General features: G+C 71.7%; 16 protein-coding genes. 10 read left to right on the forward strand and 6 right to left on the reverse strand.

Going from position 1 to position 17,794, the window contains the following annotated elements; translation table 11 throughout:
* Window positions 1-257: 257 nt before the first annotated feature.
* Together ABZ818_RS19285 and ABZ818_RS19290 are read right to left on the reverse strand one after the other, a co-directional pair.
* A complete protein-coding gene (locus tag ABZ818_RS19285; protein WP_361415814.1) occupies window positions 258-1,217 on the reverse strand; it encodes a DeoR/GlpR family DNA-binding transcription regulator in 960 nt (319 codons plus the stop codon).
* Between the two features lie 175 nt (window positions 1,218-1,392).
* On the reverse strand, window positions 1,393-2,856 hold the full coding sequence (locus tag ABZ818_RS19290) for an NAD(P)H-quinone dehydrogenase (RefSeq protein ID WP_361415816.1): 1,464 nt from the start codon (window positions 2,854-2,856) through the stop codon (window positions 1,393-1,395).
* A 106-nt stretch (window positions 2,857-2,962) separates the two neighbouring features.
* Here ABZ818_RS19290 and ABZ818_RS19295 point away from each other — a divergent pair, with 106 nt between their 5' ends.
* The 3 genes from ABZ818_RS19295 (at window position 2,963) to ABZ818_RS19305 (ending at window position 6,326) form a co-directional block, all read left to right on the forward strand.
* A complete protein-coding gene (locus ABZ818_RS19295; RefSeq protein ID WP_361415818.1) occupies window positions 2,963-3,400 on the forward strand; it encodes a gamma-glutamylcyclotransferase in 438 nt (145 codons plus the stop codon).
* A 144-nt stretch (window positions 3,401-3,544) separates the two neighbouring features.
* Window positions 3,545-4,369 carry a purine-nucleoside phosphorylase gene (locus ABZ818_RS19300; protein WP_361415820.1) on the forward strand — a complete coding sequence of 275 codons (825 nt, stop codon included), beginning with the start codon at window positions 3,545-3,547 and terminating at the stop codon, window positions 4,367-4,369.
* Between the two features lie 283 nt (window positions 4,370-4,652).
* A complete protein-coding gene (locus ABZ818_RS19305) occupies window positions 4,653-6,326 on the forward strand; it encodes a phospho-sugar mutase (RefSeq protein WP_361415822.1) in 1,674 nt (557 codons plus the stop codon).
* A 142-nt stretch (window positions 6,327-6,468) separates the two neighbouring features.
* Here the strand turns inward: ABZ818_RS19305 and ABZ818_RS19310 are convergent, their stop codons facing one another.
* Window positions 6,469-7,161 (reverse strand): PH domain-containing protein, encoded by a 693-nt coding sequence (locus tag ABZ818_RS19310; RefSeq protein WP_361415824.1) that lies wholly within the window; start codon window positions 7,159-7,161, stop codon window positions 6,469-6,471.
* Between the two features lie 146 nt (window positions 7,162-7,307).
* Here ABZ818_RS19310 and deoC point away from each other — a divergent pair, with 146 nt between their 5' ends.
* From deoC to ABZ818_RS19325, 3 genes are read left to right on the forward strand one after another with little or no spacing between them, the layout of a single operon-like run.
* Window positions 7,308-8,258 (forward strand): deoxyribose-phosphate aldolase, encoded by a 951-nt coding sequence (deoC, locus tag ABZ818_RS19315; RefSeq protein ID WP_361416014.1) that lies wholly within the window; start codon window positions 7,308-7,310, stop codon window positions 8,256-8,258.
* 5 nt (window positions 8,259-8,263) lie between these two features.
* A complete protein-coding gene (locus ABZ818_RS19320) occupies window positions 8,264-9,715 on the forward strand; it encodes an aldehyde dehydrogenase family protein (protein ID WP_361415826.1) in 1,452 nt (483 codons plus the stop codon).
* Complete coding sequence (locus ABZ818_RS19325) at window positions 9,708-10,625, forward strand: aldehyde dehydrogenase family protein (protein WP_361415828.1); 918 nt, start codon at window positions 9,708-9,710, stop codon at window positions 10,623-10,625. Before ABZ818_RS19320 ends, ABZ818_RS19325 begins: the two co-directional genes overlap by 8 nt.
* Before the next feature lie 94 nt (window positions 10,626-10,719).
* Here the strand turns inward: ABZ818_RS19325 and ABZ818_RS19330 are convergent, their stop codons facing one another.
* Complete coding sequence (locus tag ABZ818_RS19330; RefSeq protein ID WP_361415830.1) at window positions 10,720-11,118, reverse strand: hypothetical protein; 399 nt, start codon at window positions 11,116-11,118, stop codon at window positions 10,720-10,722.
* A 128-nt stretch (window positions 11,119-11,246) separates the two neighbouring features.
* Between ABZ818_RS19330 and ABZ818_RS19335 the strand changes: the two genes are divergently transcribed.
* Window positions 11,247-11,882 (forward strand): uridine kinase, encoded by a 636-nt coding sequence (locus tag ABZ818_RS19335; protein ID WP_361415832.1) that lies wholly within the window; start codon window positions 11,247-11,249, stop codon window positions 11,880-11,882.
* Window positions 11,883-12,234: 352 nt separating this feature from the next.
* Here the strand turns inward: ABZ818_RS19335 and ABZ818_RS19340 are convergent, their stop codons facing one another.
* Both ABZ818_RS19340 and ABZ818_RS19345 read right to left on the reverse strand, forming a co-directional pair.
* A complete protein-coding gene (locus ABZ818_RS19340) occupies window positions 12,235-13,011 on the reverse strand; it encodes a SigE family RNA polymerase sigma factor (RefSeq protein WP_361415834.1) in 777 nt (258 codons plus the stop codon).
* A 263-nt stretch (window positions 13,012-13,274) separates the two neighbouring features.
* On the reverse strand, window positions 13,275-14,120 hold the full coding sequence (locus ABZ818_RS19345; RefSeq protein ID WP_361415836.1) for a hypothetical protein: 846 nt from the start codon (window positions 14,118-14,120) through the stop codon (window positions 13,275-13,277).
* Between the two features lie 363 nt (window positions 14,121-14,483).
* On the opposite strand from ABZ818_RS19345, the gene afsQ1 reads away from it, so the two are divergent.
* Genes afsQ1 through ABZ818_RS19360 form a run of 3 tightly spaced genes read left to right on the forward strand, consistent with a single transcriptional unit; the run spans window position 14,484 to window position 17,361 of the window.
* Window positions 14,484-15,161, forward strand: a complete 678-nt coding sequence (afsQ1, locus tag ABZ818_RS19350; protein WP_037868090.1) for a two-component system response regulator AfsQ1 — start codon at window positions 14,484-14,486, stop codon at window positions 15,159-15,161.
* Window positions 15,158-16,753, forward strand: a complete 1,596-nt coding sequence (locus ABZ818_RS19355) for a HAMP domain-containing sensor histidine kinase (protein ID WP_361415838.1) — start codon at window positions 15,158-15,160, stop codon at window positions 16,751-16,753. Before afsQ1 ends, ABZ818_RS19355 begins: the two co-directional genes overlap by 4 nt.
* Window positions 16,753-17,361 carry a hypothetical protein gene (locus ABZ818_RS19360; protein ID WP_361415840.1) on the forward strand — a complete coding sequence of 203 codons (609 nt, stop codon included), beginning with the start codon at window positions 16,753-16,755 and terminating at the stop codon, window positions 17,359-17,361. Before ABZ818_RS19355 ends, ABZ818_RS19360 begins: the two co-directional genes overlap by 1 nt.
* Window positions 17,362-17,794: the final 433 nt, after the last annotated feature.

The raw sequence follows: 17,794 nt of genomic DNA on the forward strand, positions 1-17,794 counted from the left end.
TCAACGCCCACCGCAGCGGCACCATCAAGGGCCTGTCGGCCGACGTCGGCGCCTCCATCACCTCCGGCGCCGTCATCTGCGAGATCAAGGACTGATCCTCCGGAGCACCCGCACCACACGCACAGGCGCCCGGCGAGCCGCGAGAGCGGCCCGCCGGGCGCCGTGCTTTCCGTAGGGCGGTCGGAAGTCTTTACGCAGGACGGTCGGAAGTCTCTCCCGAGGGCGGTCCTGAGGTCCCGAGGGCGGTTCGACGCCCCTCATCGCCTCCGGAGGTCCGCCACCCGCGCGGCCGGGCGTTCGGTGCCGTTCGGCTGTTCCCCGCCCAGGGATGCCGGGCGGAGGTTCGCGCTCGGCGGCTGGTTGCGGCGGGGGCCCGGGAGCGGGACCTCACGGCGACGGTCGCGGGGCGGGGGCTGGTCCGCCACCGGGTTTCCCGTCGCGCCGGCCACGGCGATCTGGACGCCCTGGTCGGCGAGGGCCTGGAGCTCGGTGGCCGCGCGGTCGTCGTGTCCCGGGGGCTCGTCCGTCACCAGGCGGGTGATGAGATCGGTCGGGACGGTCTGGAACATCGTGTCCGTACCGAGCTTGGTGTGGTCGGCGAGGACCACCACCTCCGCGGCGGCCTGCACCAGGGCCCGGTCGACGGACGCCGACAGCATGTTGGAGGTGGACAGGCCCCGTTCGGCCGTCAGCCCGCTCCCCGACAGGAAGGCCTTGGACACCCGCAGCCCGTGCAGCGACTGCTCCGCCCCCGACCCGACGAGCGCGTAGTTGGAGCCGCGCAGCGTGCCGCCGGTCATCACGACCTCCACGCGGTTGGCATGGGCCAACGCCTGGGCGACCAGGAGGGAGTTGGTGACGACGGTCAGGCCGGGCACCCGGGCGAGCCGGCGGGCCAGCTCCTGAGTGGTGGTACCCGCGCCCACGACGATCGCCTCGCCCTCTTCGACGAGGCTCGCGGCGAGGTCGGCGATGGCCGTCTTCTCCGCGGTCGCGAGATGCGACTTCTGCGGGAAGCCGGACTCCCGGGTGAACCCACCCGGGAGTACCGCACCGCCGTGCCGGCGGTCGAGGAGTCCTTCGGCCTCCAGCGCCCGCACGTCCCGCCGTACGGTCACTTCGGAGGTCTGGACGACGCGGGCGAGTTCACGGAGCGACACGGCACCGTTCGCTCGCACCATTTCGAGGATCAATTGGCGACGTTCAGCAGCGAACACGAAACTGACAGTAACCCCAGCGACCGTCTGCTTTCAGCAGTTTGCGCCGAATAGCAGAAGTTGTTCGCAGGGCAGGGTGCGAGGTGGTATAGAGCCTGGCCCCCTCGCCCGTGCCACCGGCATGGTCCGCAACTCCCCGTGACCGGTGGGGAGTCGGCCCGGACGCCGGACCCGCCTACGCCTCGGCCGTCGCCTTGCGCGTGTGCAACTGCCGTGCCACCTCTGCGATCGACCCCGACAGCGAGGGGTACACGGTGAAGGCGTTCGCGATCTGTTCGACCGTCAGATTGTTGTCGACGGCGATCGAGATGGGATGGATCAGTTCCGAGGCGCGCGGCGCGACGACCACGCCGCCGACCACGATGCCCGTGCCCGGACGGCAGAAGATCTTGACGAACCCGTCGCGGATGCCCTGCATCTTGGCGCGCGGGTTGCGCAGCAGCGGCAGCTTCACGCAGCGGGCGTCGATCTTGCCGGCGTCGACGTCGGCCTGGCTGTAGCCGACGGTGGCGATCTCGGGGTCGGTGAAGACGTTGGAGGAGACCGTCTTCAGGTTCAGCGGGGCCACCGCGTCGCCGAGGAAGTGGTACATCGCGATACGTCCCTGCATCGCCGCCACCGACGCCAGCGCGAAGACTCCGGTCACGTCGCCGGCCGCGTACACGCCCGGAGCCGTCGTCCTCGACACCTTGTCGGTCCAGATGTGACCGGACTCGCGCAGTTTGACGCCGGCCTCCTCCAGGCCGAGCCCGGCGCTGTTGGGGATGGCGCCGACGGCCATCAGGCAGTGGCTGCCCGTGATGACCCGGCCGTCCGCCAGCGTCACCTCCACGCGGTCCCCGACCCGCTTGGCCGCGGCGGCCCGCGAGCGCGCCATGACGTTCATGCCGCGGCGGCGGAAGACGTCCTCCAGGACGCCGGCCGCGTCCGGGTCCTCACCCGGCAGCACGCGGTCGCGGGAGGACACCAGCGTGACCTTCGAGCCGAGTGCCTGGTAGGCGCCGGCGAACTCGGCACCGGTGACACCCGAGCCGACCACGATGAGCTCCTCGGGCAGCTCGGTGAGGTCGTAGACCTGGGTCCAGTTGAGGATGCGCTCGCCGTCCGGCTGGGCGTCGGGCAGCTCGCGCGGGTGGCCGCCGGTCGCGATCAGCACGGCGTCCGCGGTGAGCCGCTCCTCGCTCCCGTCGGCCGCCCTGACGACGACCGTGCGCGACCCGTCGAGCGCCTGCATGCCCTCCAGCCGGCCGTGCCCGCGCACGACCCGGGCGCCGGCCCGCGTCACGGAGGCGGTGATGTCGTGTGACTGGGCGAGCGCCAGCCGCTTCACCCGGCGGTTGACCTTCCCCAGGTCGACGCCCACCACCTGGTCCGCCGGGAGGTCCTGGGCGGGGCCGCCGTCGGAGGGGGTGTCGGCGACGGTGATCCCCAGTTCCTCGTACGAGGAGTCGAAGGTGGTCATCACCTCGGCCGTAGCGATAAGGGTCTTCGACGGCACGCAGTCGGTCAGCACCGACGCTCCGCCCAGACCGTCGCAGTCGACGACGGTCACCTCCGCGCCGAGCTGCGCCGCCACCAGCGCCGCTTCGTAGCCGCCGGGTCCACCACCGATGATCACGATCCGAGTCACGTACTCCATTGTCCCGCACCGTTCAAGGTGCTACGGCCCCGGGGGCGTCGGCGCCGTGCTCTCCCGTTGCGCCTGGGACCCGTGAGGCGGGTGCGCGCTGACGTACGCTCGACGCATGTCGCTCTATGCCGCATACGCCGGCAATCTCGACGCGCGGCTGATGTCCCGCCGCGCCCCGCACTCGCCGTTGCGTGCCACGGGCTGGCTGAACGGCTGGCGGCTGACCTTCGGCGGCGAGCAGGTGAGCTGGGAGGGCGCGCTGGCGACCCTGGTCGAGGATCCGATCTCCCAGGTCTTCGTGGCCCTGTACGACATCGCCCCGATGGACGAGGACGCTCTCGACCGCTGGGTGGGTGTGGGCATGGACGTCTACCGGCGCGCACGCGTGCGCGTCCACACCCTGGACGGCGAGGAACGGGCCTGGGTCTACGTCCTCAACGCCTACGAGGGCGGTCTCCCCTCCGCCCGCTACCTCGGCGAGATCGCGGACGCGGCGGAGTCGGCGGGGGCACCCCACGACTATGTGATGGAGCTGCGGAAGCGGCCGTGCTGAGCGGCGCGGGGCTCGTGAAGGCCTGAACGAAGGCCTGAGCGGGCCCCCGGCACCACCCCTCGCCGGAAACGACAAGACAACGATCGCATTGCCGTGACCACTGACATCTACGCGCGTAGGCGAATACCGGCTACGCTCATCCGCGTGAACGCATCTCTTCTTCCGGACGACATCCAGGGCGACCCGTACGCCGCCGCCGACGCCGCCGCCGCGCGCCTGCGCGAACTCACGGGTGCCGAGTCCCACGACGTCGCCCTCGTGATGGGGTCCGGCTGGGCACCGGCCGTCGACGCCCTGGGCACCCCCGACGCCGAGTTCCAGGTCACCGAGCTGCCCGGATTCCCGCCGCCGGCGGTGGAGGGCCACGGCGGCAAGATCCGCTCGTACGGCATCGGGGACCGACGCGCGCTGGTCTTCCTGGGCCGCACCCACTACTACGAGGGCCGGGGCGTGGCCGCCGTGGCCCACGGCGTGCGCACCGCCGTCTCGGCCGGCTGCAAGACGATCGTGCTCACCAACGGCTGCGGCGGCCTGCGCGAGGGCATGCGCCCCGGCCAGCCGGTGCTGATCAGCGACCACCTCAACCTGACGGCCACCTCGCCGATCGTCGGCGCCAACTTCGTCGACCTCACCGACCTGTACTCGCCGCGCCTGCGCGCCCTGTGCAAGGAGGTCGACCCCACCCTCGAGGAAGGCGTCTACGCGCAGTTCCCCGGCCCGCACTACGAGACGCCGGCGGAGATCCGCATGGCCCGCACCATCGGCGCGGACCTGGTCGGCATGTCCACCGTCCTGGAGGCGATCGCCGCCCGCGAGGCGGGCGCGGAGGTCCTCGGCATCTCTCTGGTGACCAACCTCGCCGCGGGCATGACCGGCGAGCCCCTCAACCACGAGGAGGTCCTCCAGGCGGGCCGCGACAGCGCCACCCGGATGGGCTCCCTGCTGACCCAGGTGCTGGGCCGCCTGTAGACCCCGCCGCCCCGCGGCACGCCGAACGGCCGGCGGCACCCACGAAGGGAGAGCCGCCGGACCGCGGAAGGGGCCGTGGGGTGCGCCGCGGCCTCTGCCGCACACTTCGTCTCCGCCCGGCGGTCTCCGCCCGGCGCGGCCCCGAAACCCCGGGCAGTACGCTCGCGCGCGACGGCCGGACGCGCCCCACGGCTCCGCCCCCAACGCATTCCAGGTGCCCCGGCGCCCACCCGCCGGAGGCAGACGGCCCAGGCCGACAAACTCACGAGAGGCTGACCCCAACGTGCACGACGACCTCATCGCACGAGCCCAGGCGTGGCTGGCCGAGGACCCCGACGCCGACACCCGTGACGAACTCGCCCGGCTCCTCGAAGCCGCGAACACCGAGTCCACCGAGAGCGCCGAGAGCACCGCGGAGCTGGCCGCCCGCTTCGCCGGCACACTCCAGTTCGGCACTGCCGGCCTGCGCGGCGAACTCGGCGCCGGGCCCATGCGCATGAACCGCTCCGTCGTCATCCGCGCCGCCGCCGGCCTCGCCGCGTACCTGAAGAAGAACGGGACCGCCCACGGGGACGAGAACGCCGGCCTCGTCGTCATCGGCTACGACGCCCGGCACAAGTCCGCCGACTTCGCCCGCGACACCGCCGCCGTCATGACCGGCGCCGGACTGCGCGCCGCCGTGCTGCCCCGCCCCCTCCCCACCCCGGTCCTCGCCTTCGCCATCAGGCACCTCGGCGCGGTCGCCGGTGTGGAGGTCACCGCCAGCCACAACCCGCCCCGCGACAACGGCTACAAGGTCTACCTGGGCGACGGCTCCCAGATCGTGCCCCCGGCGGACGCCGGAATCGCCGCCGAGATCGACGCGATCACCACGCTCACCGCGGTGCCCCGCCCGGACTCCGGCTGGGACATCCTCGACGACTCCGTCCTGGAGGCCTACCTGGCCCGTACGAACGCGGTCCTCGCCCCCGGCTCGCCGCGCACGGCCCGCACCGTCTACACGGCGATGCACGGCGTCGGCAAGGACACCCTCCTCGCCGCGTTCGCCCGGGCCGGCTTCCCGGCCCCGGAGCTGGTCGCCGAGCAGGCCGAGCCGGACCCGGACTTCCCGACCGTCGCGTTCCCCAACCCGGAGGAGCCCGGCGCGATGGACCTGGCGTTCGCCCGGGCCCGCGCGACCGAGCCCGACCTGATCATCGCCAACGACCCCGACGCCGACCGCTGCGCGGTGGCCGTCGGGCACGGCACCGACTGGCGCATGCTGCGCGGCGACGAGGTGGGCGCCCTGCTCGCCGCCCACCTGGTCTCCCGCGGCGTGACCGGCACCTTCGCGGAGTCGATCGTCTCCTCCTCCCTCCTCGGGCGCATCGCCGGGAAGGCGGGCCTGCCCCATGAGGAGACGCTCACCGGCTTCAAGTGGATCGCCCGCGTGGAGGGTCTGCGCTACGGCTACGAGGAGGCCCTCGGCTACTGCGTCGACCCCGACGGCGTACGTGACAAGGACGGCATCACCGCCGCCCTCCTGATCACCGAACTGGCGTCCCGGCTCAAGGAGGAGGGCCGCACCCTGCTGGACCTCCTGGACGACCTCGCCGTCGAGCACGGCCTGCACGCCACCGACCAGCTCTCGGTCCGCGTCAAGGACCTCTCGCTGATCGCCGACGCGATGCGGCGCCTGCGCGAGCAGCCCCCGACCGCGCTCGCGGGCCTGCCGGTCACCCGTTCCGAGGACCTCACCCGGGGCACGGACCGGCTGCCGCCCACGGACGGCCTGCGCTACACCCTCGACGGCGCCCGCGTCATCGTCCGCCCCAGCGGCACGGAGCCGAAGCTGAAGTGCTACCTGGAGGTCGTGATCCCGGTCGGCACCCACGCCGACCTCCCGGCGGCCCGCGGCAAGGCCGACGCCCTGCTGGCGTCGATCAAGCGGGACCTGTCGGAGGCGGCGGGCATCTGACCCGCGGCCCGGCCCGCGGCGAAACGGAACGGGTGCCCCTCCGGTGGAGGGGCACCCGTTCCGGCTCAGGCAGCCCGGCCTGCGGACGCACGGACACGCCGCCGGGCGACCTGCCGGCGTACCGGCGTACCGCCCGCGCGCGTCAGCCCAGCGCGATCAGGATCGCCAGCACCACCGCGCCGGCCAGCGCCGGGCCCACGATCTCGTACGCCCAGCGGACCGTCACCTCGCCCTGGGCCGCCTCGGCGTTCTCCCGGGTGTCCCGCAGCTCGCGCAGATCGTCCATGAACTGGTCGCCCGCCGCGCGGATCGGCCCGTCGCCGCCGGCGCCCGGCCCGCCGAACCCGAGGACGCCGCCGCCGCGTCCGCCGGACCGGCCCGTCCCCGCGACGCGCTCGCCCGTGGCGGCGGCCCGCGCCTCCTGGCGGGCGGCCCGCTTGCGCCCCCGCAGCGAGACGGGCACCGCCCACAGCTGGTACTTGGTGCCGGACCGGTCCAGCACCTCGTTCGAGTAGCCGGAGCGCAGCCCGGAGACCTGGCCCCAGGGCAGCACGATCACGCGGAAGGGGTTGCGGACGCGCAGCCGGTCGGCGTTGACGTACACGGCGGGCCGCAGGGTGAAGGCGACCACCAGCGGCACCGCGAGGATCATCCCGGCGAGCGCCAGCCACGGGGTGCGGCCCTCGCCCGCGACCAGCGCGTCGATGCCCAGCCACAGGATGATGGCGAGCAGCAGGACACCGCCCGCGATGCCTGCGGACGACCGGTGGACCCGGTCCTCGTACGCGGAGGCGGAGGGCTGCGGCGCGGGGGGTTCGTGCTCGGGCGTCGTCATGGCCCCGATTGTGCCCGACGTCGGCGGGCGGCCTCATCCGCGGTGCCGGAGCACGGGACGGGTACCGTGCGGATATCGGCCGGGCCACAAGATGAGCCCCGGGGGTGTACAGCCGCTACGCGCGTAGATATGCTCGCCTGGTGACCATGCCCACCACTGCACCCCCTCTCGCTGACGTCACCGCGTCCGACAGCACGCTGCGCCGCTTCCTGCACGGGCTGCCCGGCGTCGACGCGGTCGGCCTGGAGGCGCGCGCCGCCTCGCTCGGCACCCGTTCCATCAAGACCACCGCGAAGGCGTACGCGATCGACCTCGCCATCTCGATGGTCGACCTGACGACGCTGGAAGGCGCGGACACCCCGGGCAAGGTCCGGGCGCTCGGCGCCAAGGCGGTCCACCCCGACCCGACGGACCGTACGGCCCCCGCCACGGCCGCGGTCTGCGTGTACCCCGACATGGTGGCCACCGCGAAGGAGGCCGTGGCCGGCTCGGCCGTGAAGGTCGCCTCGGTCGCCACCGCCTTCCCGGCCGGCCGGGCGCCGCTGGACATCAAGCTGGCGGACGTGCGCGCGGCGGTCGCCGCGGGCGCCGACGAGATCGACATGGTCATCGACCGCGGGGCGTTCCTCGCCGGCAAGTACCTCAAGGTGTACGACGAGATCGCCGCGGTCAAGGAGGCCTGCGGGACCTCCGCCCGTCTGAAGGTCATCTTCGAGACCGGCGAGCTGTCGACGTACGACAACATCCGCCGCGCGAGCTGGCTCGGCATGCTGGCGGGCGCCGACTTCATCAAGACCTCCACCGGCAAGGTCGCCGTCAACGCCACCCCGGCCAACACGCTGCTCATGCTGGAGGCCGTCCGTGACTTCCGGGCGCAGACCGGCGTGCAGGTGGGCGTGAAGCCGGCCGGCGGCATCCGCACCTCCAAGGACGCGATCAAGTTCCTGGTCCTGGTCAACGAGACCGCCGGCGGGGACTGGCTGGACAACCACTGGTTCCGCTTCGGCGCCTCCTCGCTCCTGAACGACCTGCTGATGCAGCGCCAGAAGCTGGCCACCGGCCGCTACTCCGGCCCCGACTACGTGACGGTGGACTGAGCCCCATGAACACGGAAAACCCGCTTTCCCCCTTCGTATACGCACCGGCTCCCGAGTCCCGGTCGGTCGTCGACATCGCGCCGTCCTACGGCCTCTTCGTCGACGGCGAGTTCACCCCGGCCGCCGACGGCAAGGTCTTCAAGACGGTCTCCCCCAGCACGGAGGAGGTGCTGTCCGAGGTCGCCCAGGCCGGCGAGGCGGACGTGGACCGCGCGGTGAAGGCGGCCCGCAAGGCCTTCACGAAGTGGTCGGCGCTGCCCGGCTCCGAGCGCGCCAAGTACCTGTTCCGCATCGCCCGCATCATCCAGGAACGCAGCCGTGAGCTGGCGGTCCTGGAGACGCTGGACAACGGCAAGCCGATCCGGGAGACGAGGGACGCGGACCTGCCCCTGGTGGCCGCGTACTTCTTCTACTACGCCGGCTGGGCCGACAAGCTCGACCACGCGGGCTACGGGCCGAACCCGAAGCCGCTCGGCGTGGCCGGCCAGGTCATCCCGTGGAACTTCCCGTTGCTGATGCTGGCGTGGAAGATCGCCCCGGCGCTGGCGACCGGCAACACGGTCGTGCTCAAGCCCGCCGAGACCACCCCGCTCTCCGCGCTGTTCTTCGCGGACATCTGCCGCCAGGCGGGCCTGCCGAAGGGTGTCGTCAACATCCTTCCCGGCTACGGCGACGCGGGCGCCGCGCTGGTGGCGCACCCGGACGTGAACAAGGTCGCCTTCACCGGCTCCACGGCCGTCGGCAAGGCGATCGCGCGCACGGTCGCGGGCACGGACAAGAAGCTCACCCTCGAACTGGGCGGCAAGGGCGCCAACATCGTCTTCGACGACGCGCCGATCGACCAGGCCGTCGAGGGCATCGTGAACGGCATCTTCTTCAACCAGGGCCAGGTCTGCTGCGCGGGCTCGCGCCTGCTGGTGCAGGAGTCGATCCACGACGAGCTGCTGGACTCCCTCAAGCGCAGGCTCTCCACCCTGCGTCTGGGCGATCCGCTCGACAAGAACACCGACATCGGCGCGATCAACTCCGCCGAGCAGCTCGCCCGGATCACCACGCTCGCCGACCAGGGCGAGGCGGAGGGCGCCGAGCGCTGGTCGCCCGCCTGCGAACTGCCCGAGAGTGGCTACTGGTTCGCCCCGACGCTGTTCACCGGCGTCACTCAGGCGCACACCATCGCCCGTGACGAGATCTTCGGCCCGGTGCTCTCCGTCCTCACCTTCCGCACCCCGGACGAGGCCGTCGCCAAGGCCAACAACACCCCGTACGGGCTCTCGGCCGGCATCTGGACGGAGAAGGGCTCCCGGATCCTGGCGGTGGCGAGCAAGCTGCGCGCCGGTGTCGTCTGGTCCAACACGTTCAACAAGTTCGATCCGACCTCGCCGTTCGGCGGCTACAAGGAGTCGGGCTTCGGCCGCGAGGGCGGCCGGCACGGCCTGGAGGCGTACCTCGATGTCTGAGAAGTCCGAGAAGTCTGGGGCGACGACCGAACCGCGGCTTTCGGTCCTCAAGACCTACAAGCTGTACGTGGGCGGCAAGTTCCCACGTTCCGAGAGCGGCCGGGTGTACGAGGTGAGCGACTCCAAGGGCAACTGGCTGGCGAACGCACCGCGGTCGTCCCGCAAGGACGCCCGTGACGCGGTCGTGGCCGCGCGCAAGGCGTTCGGCGCGTGGTCCGGCGCGACCGCGTACAACCGGGGCCAGATCCTCTACCGCGTCGCGGAGATGCTGGAGGGCCGCCGCGAGCAGTTCGTCCGCGAGGTCGCCGAGGCGGAGGGCCTGTCCAAGGCCAGGGCGGCCGCGCAGGTCGACGCGGCGATCGACCGCTGGGTCTGGTACGCCGGCTGGACCGACAAGATCGCCCAGGTGGTGGGCGGCGGCAACCCGGTCGCGGGCCCGTACTTCAACCTCTCCTCCCCCGAGCCGACCGGCGTGGTGACCGTCCTGGCCCCGCAGGAGTCGTCGTTCCTGGGCCTGGTCTCGGTGATCGCCCCGGTGATCGCGACGGGCAACACGGCGGTGGTGGTCGCGAGCGAGAAGCACCCGCTCCCCGCGCTCTCCCTCGGCGAGGTGCTGGCCACCTCCGACCTGCCGGGCGGTGTCGTGAACGTCCTGTCCGGCGGTACGGCGGAGATCGCCGCGCCGCTCGCCGCGCACCAGGACGTCAACGCGATCGACCTCGCGGGCGCCGACGCGGAGCTGGCGAAGGAGCTGGAGGTCGCGGCGGCGGACAACCTCAAGCGCGTCCTTCGTCCACAGCCTGTGGACTACGCCGCGACGCCGGGCATCGACCGCATGACGGCCTTCCTGGAGACCAAGACGGTCTGGCACCCGACGGGCTCCCTGGGCGCCTCCGGCTCGTCGTACTGAGCCGCCCGGGGCACCGCACCGCGGCGCCCCGCACAGACGAGAGCCGCGTCTCCCCTCCGTCCGGGGGAGGCGCGGCTCTCCGTGTGCGCGCGTGTCAGCGCACCGACCCGAGCAGCTGCCCGACGACCGGCACGGCGCCCACCGACGGGGCCTGGGCCACCGGGCCTGTGAGCTTCTTCGAGCTGACCGGCCGGAAGTCGGCGAGCTGGGTGCCGACACCGTTGTCGAGCGGGTCGACGCCGGTGCCCGCGAGCGGGTTGGGCTTGAGGGCCGTGACCGTACCGGTGGTGTGGCCGACCGTGCCGGTCAGTGCCTGCACACCCGTCTGCGGGTCGCCCTTGCCGAGAGAGCCCAGCAGGCGGCCCTCGCCCCCGCCCGGGAGGATGTCCGCCGAGGCCGTTGTCGCGCCCACGCCCAGGGCGGCCCCGGCGGTGGCGACGGCGACCAGGACGCGCCGGGCGGTGGAATGGTGGGAGGACGCGTGTCGAGCCATTGCTGGTGCCGCCTTACGGATGCGGTGGGTAACGGAAACAGCGCACAGGGTAGTTGAGACGTAAGCCACGTTCCAAAGCCGACCCGCGGGGTCGGCAGGCGGGCCACCATGCGTCAAACTGGTGTTCCGTGAGCCTTCATCCCCCGTCACCCGCCCGTGTCGTGCTGCTGTGCGGCCCCTCGGGCTCGGGCAAGTCCCTGGTCGCCGCCCGCTCCGGACTGCCCGTGCTGCGCCTCGACGACTTCTACAAGGAGGCCGGCGACCCGACCCTGCCGCTGGTGGCGGGGAGTTCGGACATCGACTGGGACCACCCCGGCTCGTGGGACGCGGACGCCGCGGTCGCGGCGATCAGCCGGCTGTGCGCGACGGGCACCACGAACGTGCCGGTGTACGACATCTCGCTGAGCGCCCGCACCGGCGAGGACACGCTGCACATCGGCCGCACCCCGCTGTTCATCGCGGAGGGCATCTTCGCCGCCGAGATCGTGGAGCGCTGCCGGGAACTCGGCGTCCTGGCCGACGCGCTGTGCCTGAACCGCGGACCGGCCAGGACCTTCCGGCGGCGCTTCCTGCGGGATCTGAAGGAGGGCCGCAAGTCGGTCCCGTTCCTGCTGCGCCGGGGCTGGCGGCTGATGCGCGCCGAGCGGTCGATCGTGGCCCGCCAGGTCACGCTGGGCGCCCACGCCTGTGACCGGGACGAGGCCCTGGGCCGGCTGGCCGCCGCGGCGGCGGGTCGGCAGGCGCAGTCACGGACGGCCGCGTAACCGGCGTACGGCACAAGGGCGTACATGCCTCGTACGCCCCTCTCCTCGTAGGCGGCTCTCGCGCGTCAACGCGCGTGCGCACGCGAAAGCGGGACTGGACAGACCCCCCGGTCCTCCAGTCCCGCTCCCTTGGTGCTCCCCCACACTCCCCCGTGTTCCCCCGTGTCCCCAGGGATACCCCCGTTCCCCGAGTCCCCGTTGTTCCCCCGTCTTTTTCCCTCCCCCGTGGTTCCCCCCGTTTTCCCCTTCCCCCGGGTTCCCCCGTTCCCCCGTTCCCCCGTTCCCCCGTTCCCCCGTTCCCCCGTTCCCCCGTTTCCCCGTTTCCCCCGTTCCCCGCTGCCCTTCGGTCGGTTCAGGCGACAAGTTCGCCGAAGGACTCCTCACGGTCACGGCCGAAGCTGAGGACCTCGTCCTCGCGCAGCCGGCGCAGGGAACGCCAGATGCTGGACTTCACCGTGCCGACGCTGATGCCGAGGATGTCCGCGATCTCCGGGTCCGTACGGCCCTCGTAGTAACGCAGGACCAGCATGGTGCGCTGGAGTTCGGGCAGCCGGGCCAGCGCCTGCCACAGCACCGTGCGCAGCTCGGTGCCGCGCATGGCGTCCGTGTCGCCGGGCGTCTCCGGCAGTTCCTCGGTCGGGTACTCGTTGAGCTTGCGGCGCCGCCAGGCGCTGATGTGCAGGTTGGTCATGGTGCGGCGGAGGTATCCGCCGACGGCCGCCTTGTCACTGATCCGGTCCCACGCCCGGTAGGTCGAGAACAGCGCGCTCTGCAGCAGGTCCTCGGCCTCGAAACGGTCGCCGGTGAGGTGGTAGGCGGTTGCGTACAGGGAGGCGCGGCGCTCCTGGACGTAGGCGGTGAACGCCGCTTCGGCGTCTACGGCCTCCGACAGCGCGCGGTGCTCCCCCGGACCCTCCCCGTACGCGGTTCCCCCGTGTGTTTCCCCCGTGTGCGCGTCAACCACCGTTATGCGCGGCTGTATCCCCTGCTGCGCATACGCGGTGTGCTGACGCCCGGTGCCGCGAGCGCACCCCCGCCCGCTCACGGCACCGGACTTCTCCGGAGACCGGGCCACGTCGTGCAGACGCGTGACCACTGCGCTGTGGCTGGTGCTGTGCAGTGTGTTCATTGGCGCCCCCCGTCGTGGAGTTCCGGTGTTCGGTCCTGCTTCCTTGCCCCGTGCCGAAAAGATTGCCGTGGTCACTTCATGACCGTGTCCGCCGACTGTCACAGACCTGTCACAGCGCTCCCGGAACCCGTGGGCGCGAGGTGTTCGCTGACACGCTGCAGAAGATGCTGCGTGGGGCGTCGGCCCGGCTGGACACCGCGTTGGAGTCGGGGACGGCGAGCGGGGTGGGGGTCACCACGTGCCGCGGCGAGCCGCGGCTACCGCTACAGGGCGGCGACAGCGGGACGCAGAAGATCGGTGGCAGGATTCGAGCGCATGAGTTCCCTGCCTGCCTCTGCCCGGGCCCGTCGCTCATCAGCACGCTGGAGGTAGTGGCGACATGCATCGGCGATTTTCGCGTAGTCGGTGAAGGCCAGACCTGAATCGAACCGGGATTCCTCTTCGGTGTCACAGCCGCGCTCGGACACCACGAACCTGCCGTTCGCCAACAGGTAGGAAGCCCTCACAATCTCAAAGACCTTGGCTTCGTGGAAGTGAATATTCAACACGATCTTCGCTCTGGCCAGCAGAGCATCGCGCGCTTCGCCATAGAGGCCGAACCGGGCGACGACATTGAGCCCCTCCGAAGCGAGGTGCCGGAGCGGAGCGATGCGGCGTTCGTTCAATGAGCCGATGAGCAGCACGTCGATGTCCTCCTCCGCCACTGGCCGCATCCGCTCCAGCTCCGGGCCGTAGCCGATGGGGACATGCTGGACCTCGTCCACCCCCAAGCGCCCGAGTTCGGCGATATTACGAGCGCTGTAGTCCCATACCGTGTGCTTTCGGAACAAATCCAGCAGCCCCTGCGTGATCCAACGGGAACCAGCGGAAACCTGTTCCAAGTTATACAGGATGGACTTCTCCGGCAGGACATCCGCCGGGTTCGGGTAATTCCCCAGAAGGTTGGATCCGAAAATGATGTGCCTGCGGCCCGGCAGGCGAGGATCGTGGGTCAGTACACTTTCATGCCCCAGACGCAGCAATGCAAAATGCACGGTTTCAGCGACCTCTTTGAACGCTTCCCAATGCTGATACCCCTGCGGACGAAGAACAGTGACCGCGAATCGCACAAACATCTCCTTCTGTCTCAGGCGCCGCCATGCCGATCCAACTGCGCTGCCCAGTACCCTGTCGGCGGTGAGCAGGTCCAGCTTGAATCGATGAGAACTGGGACTTGTCTTCATTTGTGATCAATGGCCTTTCAGGAGGCTGCCGCGCGGAAACAAAGGTCCGGCGAGGCGATCCGGTTGAACGCGCGCGGAGTCCAGTGACGTGATCGCGTAGTGATCCCTCGCCAAGCCGGTGGGCGGGAGGCAGCCGTCGACGAGGCGGGGTCGGTACAGGGGTCCTGGTGACGGTCGTCATTCGTGGGAGATGTGCGGGAGCGCTCCAGGTGTCGAAACCCCACCCCCGCATGGGCCAGAATGAGGCCCGTGCCTTCCCTGTTGCTGATCGAGGACGACGACGCCATCCGAACGGCCCTGGAGCTCTCACTGACGCGCCAGGGACACCGGGTGGCCACCGCTGCCAGCGGTGAGGACGGTCTGAAGCTGCTGCGCGAGCAGCGGCCGGACCTGATCGTGCTGGACGTGATGCTGCCCGGCATCGACGGGTTCGAGGTGTGCCGGCGCATCCGGCGCACGGACCAACTGCCGATCATTCTGCTCACCGCGCGCAGCGACGACATCGACGTGGTGGTCGGACTGGAGTCCGGAGCCGACGACTACGTGGTCAAACCCGTGCAGGGGCGGGTGCTGGACGCCCGGATCCGGGCCGTGCTGCGGCGCGGCGAGCGGGAGGCGAACGACTCGGCGACCTTCGGCAGCCTCGTCATCGACCGGGCGGCGATGACCGTGACGAAGAACGGCGAGGACCTCCAGCTGACCCCGACCGAGCTGAGACTGCTGCTGGAGCTGAGCCGGCGGCCCGGGCAGGCGCTGTCCCGGCAGCAGCTGCTGCGGCTGGTGTGGGAGCACGACTACCTCGGCGACTCGCGGCTCGTGGACGCCTGTGTGCAGCGGCTGCGCGCCAAGGTGGAGGACGTGCCCTCGTCCCCGACGCTGATCCGTACCGTGCGCGGCGTCGGCTACCGCCTGGACGCGCCTCAGTGACGGACGAGCGGGACGAGCCCCGGGGCTGGGCCTCGGGGCGCAGGGGAACGTTGTCCCGGCTGCGGTTCAGCAGTCTGCGTCTGCGGCTGGTCGTGGTCTTCGCGCTGGTGGCGCTGACCGCGGCCGTGTCGGCGTCCGGAATCGCGTACTGGCTCAACCGCGAGGCGGTGCTCACCCGCGCCCAGGACGCGGCGCTGCGCGACTTCCAGCAGGAGGTGCAGAACCGCGCGGGCGCGCTGCCGGTGCACACCACGCAGGACCAACTCCAGCACACCGCAGGGCAGATGGCCGGCAGCAGCCAGCGCTTCAGCGTGCTGCTGGTCGGCCAGGACGCGAACGGCAGGACGCTGTACGGCAACTCCGGCGGGCTGAACGGCTTCTCGCTGGAGGACGTGCCCGCCTCGCTGCGCACCGCGGTGAACAGGCAGCAGCCGCTCTCCTCCGCCAACAAGGCGCCCTACCACCTGTACTGGCAGCGGATCGTCATGCACGGGACGCCGTACCTGGTGGCCGGCACGCGGGTGATCGGCGGCGGCCCGACCGGCTACATGCTCAAGTCGCTGGAGCCGGAGGCGAAGGACCTCAACTCGCTGGCCTGGTCCCTGGGCATCGCCACCGGACTGGCGCTCATCGGTGCCGCTCTCCTCGCCCAGGCCGCCGCCACGACGGTGCTGAAGCCGGTGCACCGGCTGGGAGTCGCCGCGCGCCGGCTCGGCGAGGGCAAGCTCGACACCCGGCTGCGGGTGTCCGGCACCGACGAACTCGCCGACATGTCCCGCACGTTCAACAAGGCGGCCGAGGCGCTGGAGAAACGGGTCGCCGACATGGCCGCCCGCGACGAGGCCTCCCGCCGCTTCGTCGCGGACATGAGCCATGAGCTGCGTACGCCGCTGACCGCCATCACCGCCGTCACGGAGGTGCTGGAGGAGGAGCTGGACTCCGAGGGCGGCGGCCTCGACCCGATGATCGAGCCGGCGGTCCGGCTCGTCGTCAGCGAGACCCGGCGGCTGAACGACCTGGTCGAGAACCTGATGGAGGTCACCCGCTTCGACGCGGGCACGGCCCGGCTGGTCCTGGACGACGTCGACATCGCCGACCAGATCACCGCCTGCATCGACGCCCGCGCCTGGCTGGACGCCGTGGAGCTGGACGCCGAGCGCGGCATCCACGCCCGGCTCGACCCGCGCCGCCTGGACGTCATCCTCGCCAACCTCATCGGCAACGCGCTCAAGCACGGCGGCTCGCCGGTGCGGGTGTCGGTGCGCGCGTCGGCCGCGGAGGCGGAGCGGCCCGCCGAGATCGTCATCCAGGTGCGCGACCACGGGCCGGGCATCCCCGAGGACGTCCTGCCGCACGTCTTCGACCGCTTCTACAAGGCGAGCGCGTCCCGGCCGCGCTCCGAGGGCAGCGGCCTGGGGCTGTCCATCGCCCTGAACAACGCGCACATCCACGGCGGCGACATCACCGCGGCCAACTCGCCCGAGGGCGGAGCGGTGTTCACGCTGCGGCTGCCGCGGGACGCCTCCGCGCTCGCCGAGGAGCGCACCGAGGGCGAGCGGGACGAGGAGAACGGCGCGGAGGGGGCCACCTGATGAACGCACGCCGACTTCTGCCGGCGGCGCTGACCGCCCTGGGCCTGCTGCTCGCCGGGTGCGGGATCCGGCCCACCGAGGTGCCCACGGACTTCGGCGGCGCGCCCTCCCGCGTGCCCTGCTCGCTGTCCCAGCCCGACTTGACCACCCAGTCCTCGCGCGGCGTGCCCGTACAGGTGTTCCTGTTGTGCGGCTCGTCGCTGGTGACCGTCGACCGGACGGTACGGGTGCCGGAGGGCACCGCGGACGCGCGGCGGCGGGTGATCGTGGCCCAGGGGCTGCTCGACCAGCTCGCCGCGCCGCCGTCGGCCGGCGAGAAGGCGGCCGGGTACACCACGCACGTCCCGGAGGGCCTGAAAGCCGAAGGGCCGCGCCCGCGTGACCCAGCCGACACGCTCCGGCTGAGCAGCGCGCCGGCCGGCCTCGCCCCGTACGCCCTCGCACAGATCGTGTGCACGCTGTCCGACTCGGCCGCCGCCGAGGGGGACGGCTCCGTCGTCCTCGGCGGCCCGGACGACACGGCGCTGCGCCGCTACGAGTGCACCGGGGAACTCCGCTCCCGCCCGGGCACCACCCTGCCACCGTCGACCCCGGTGACCACGGGCTGACGCGGAGGCGGCACGCGGGTGCGTGCGGCGCACGGGTGTGCCGCACGGTCGTGACACAGGGCCATAGGCAGAGTCGGCTGGCCGGGGCGCCCGGCGCCGCCGGGCCGGGGGGCACGGCGGGCTCCTCGGCCGGCGCCCCGGCGATGCCCAGCATGACCATGCCCACGGGCGCGGCGCAGGGGGTGTGACACAGGGCCGTGACACACAGCGTGGCGCAACAGGCTTGGCCCTGGGCCGTGACACACAGTTGTCGCACAGGGTCGTGGCACACGGGCGTGGCACACAGGCCTGGCAGAGGGCCATGACACACAGGCGCGACGCAAAGCCATGACGCACAGGTGTGCCGCGAAGGCGTGGCACAGGACCGTGGCACACAGGCGCGGCGCGCGAGTGTGGCGCAGCACTCACCATGGAGTGTGCCGTCCGGCCGGAA

Source organism: Streptomyces sp. NPDC047453 (genome assembly GCF_040643155.1).
Classification (GTDB): Bacteria; Actinomycetota; Actinomycetes; order Streptomycetales; family Streptomycetaceae; genus Streptomyces.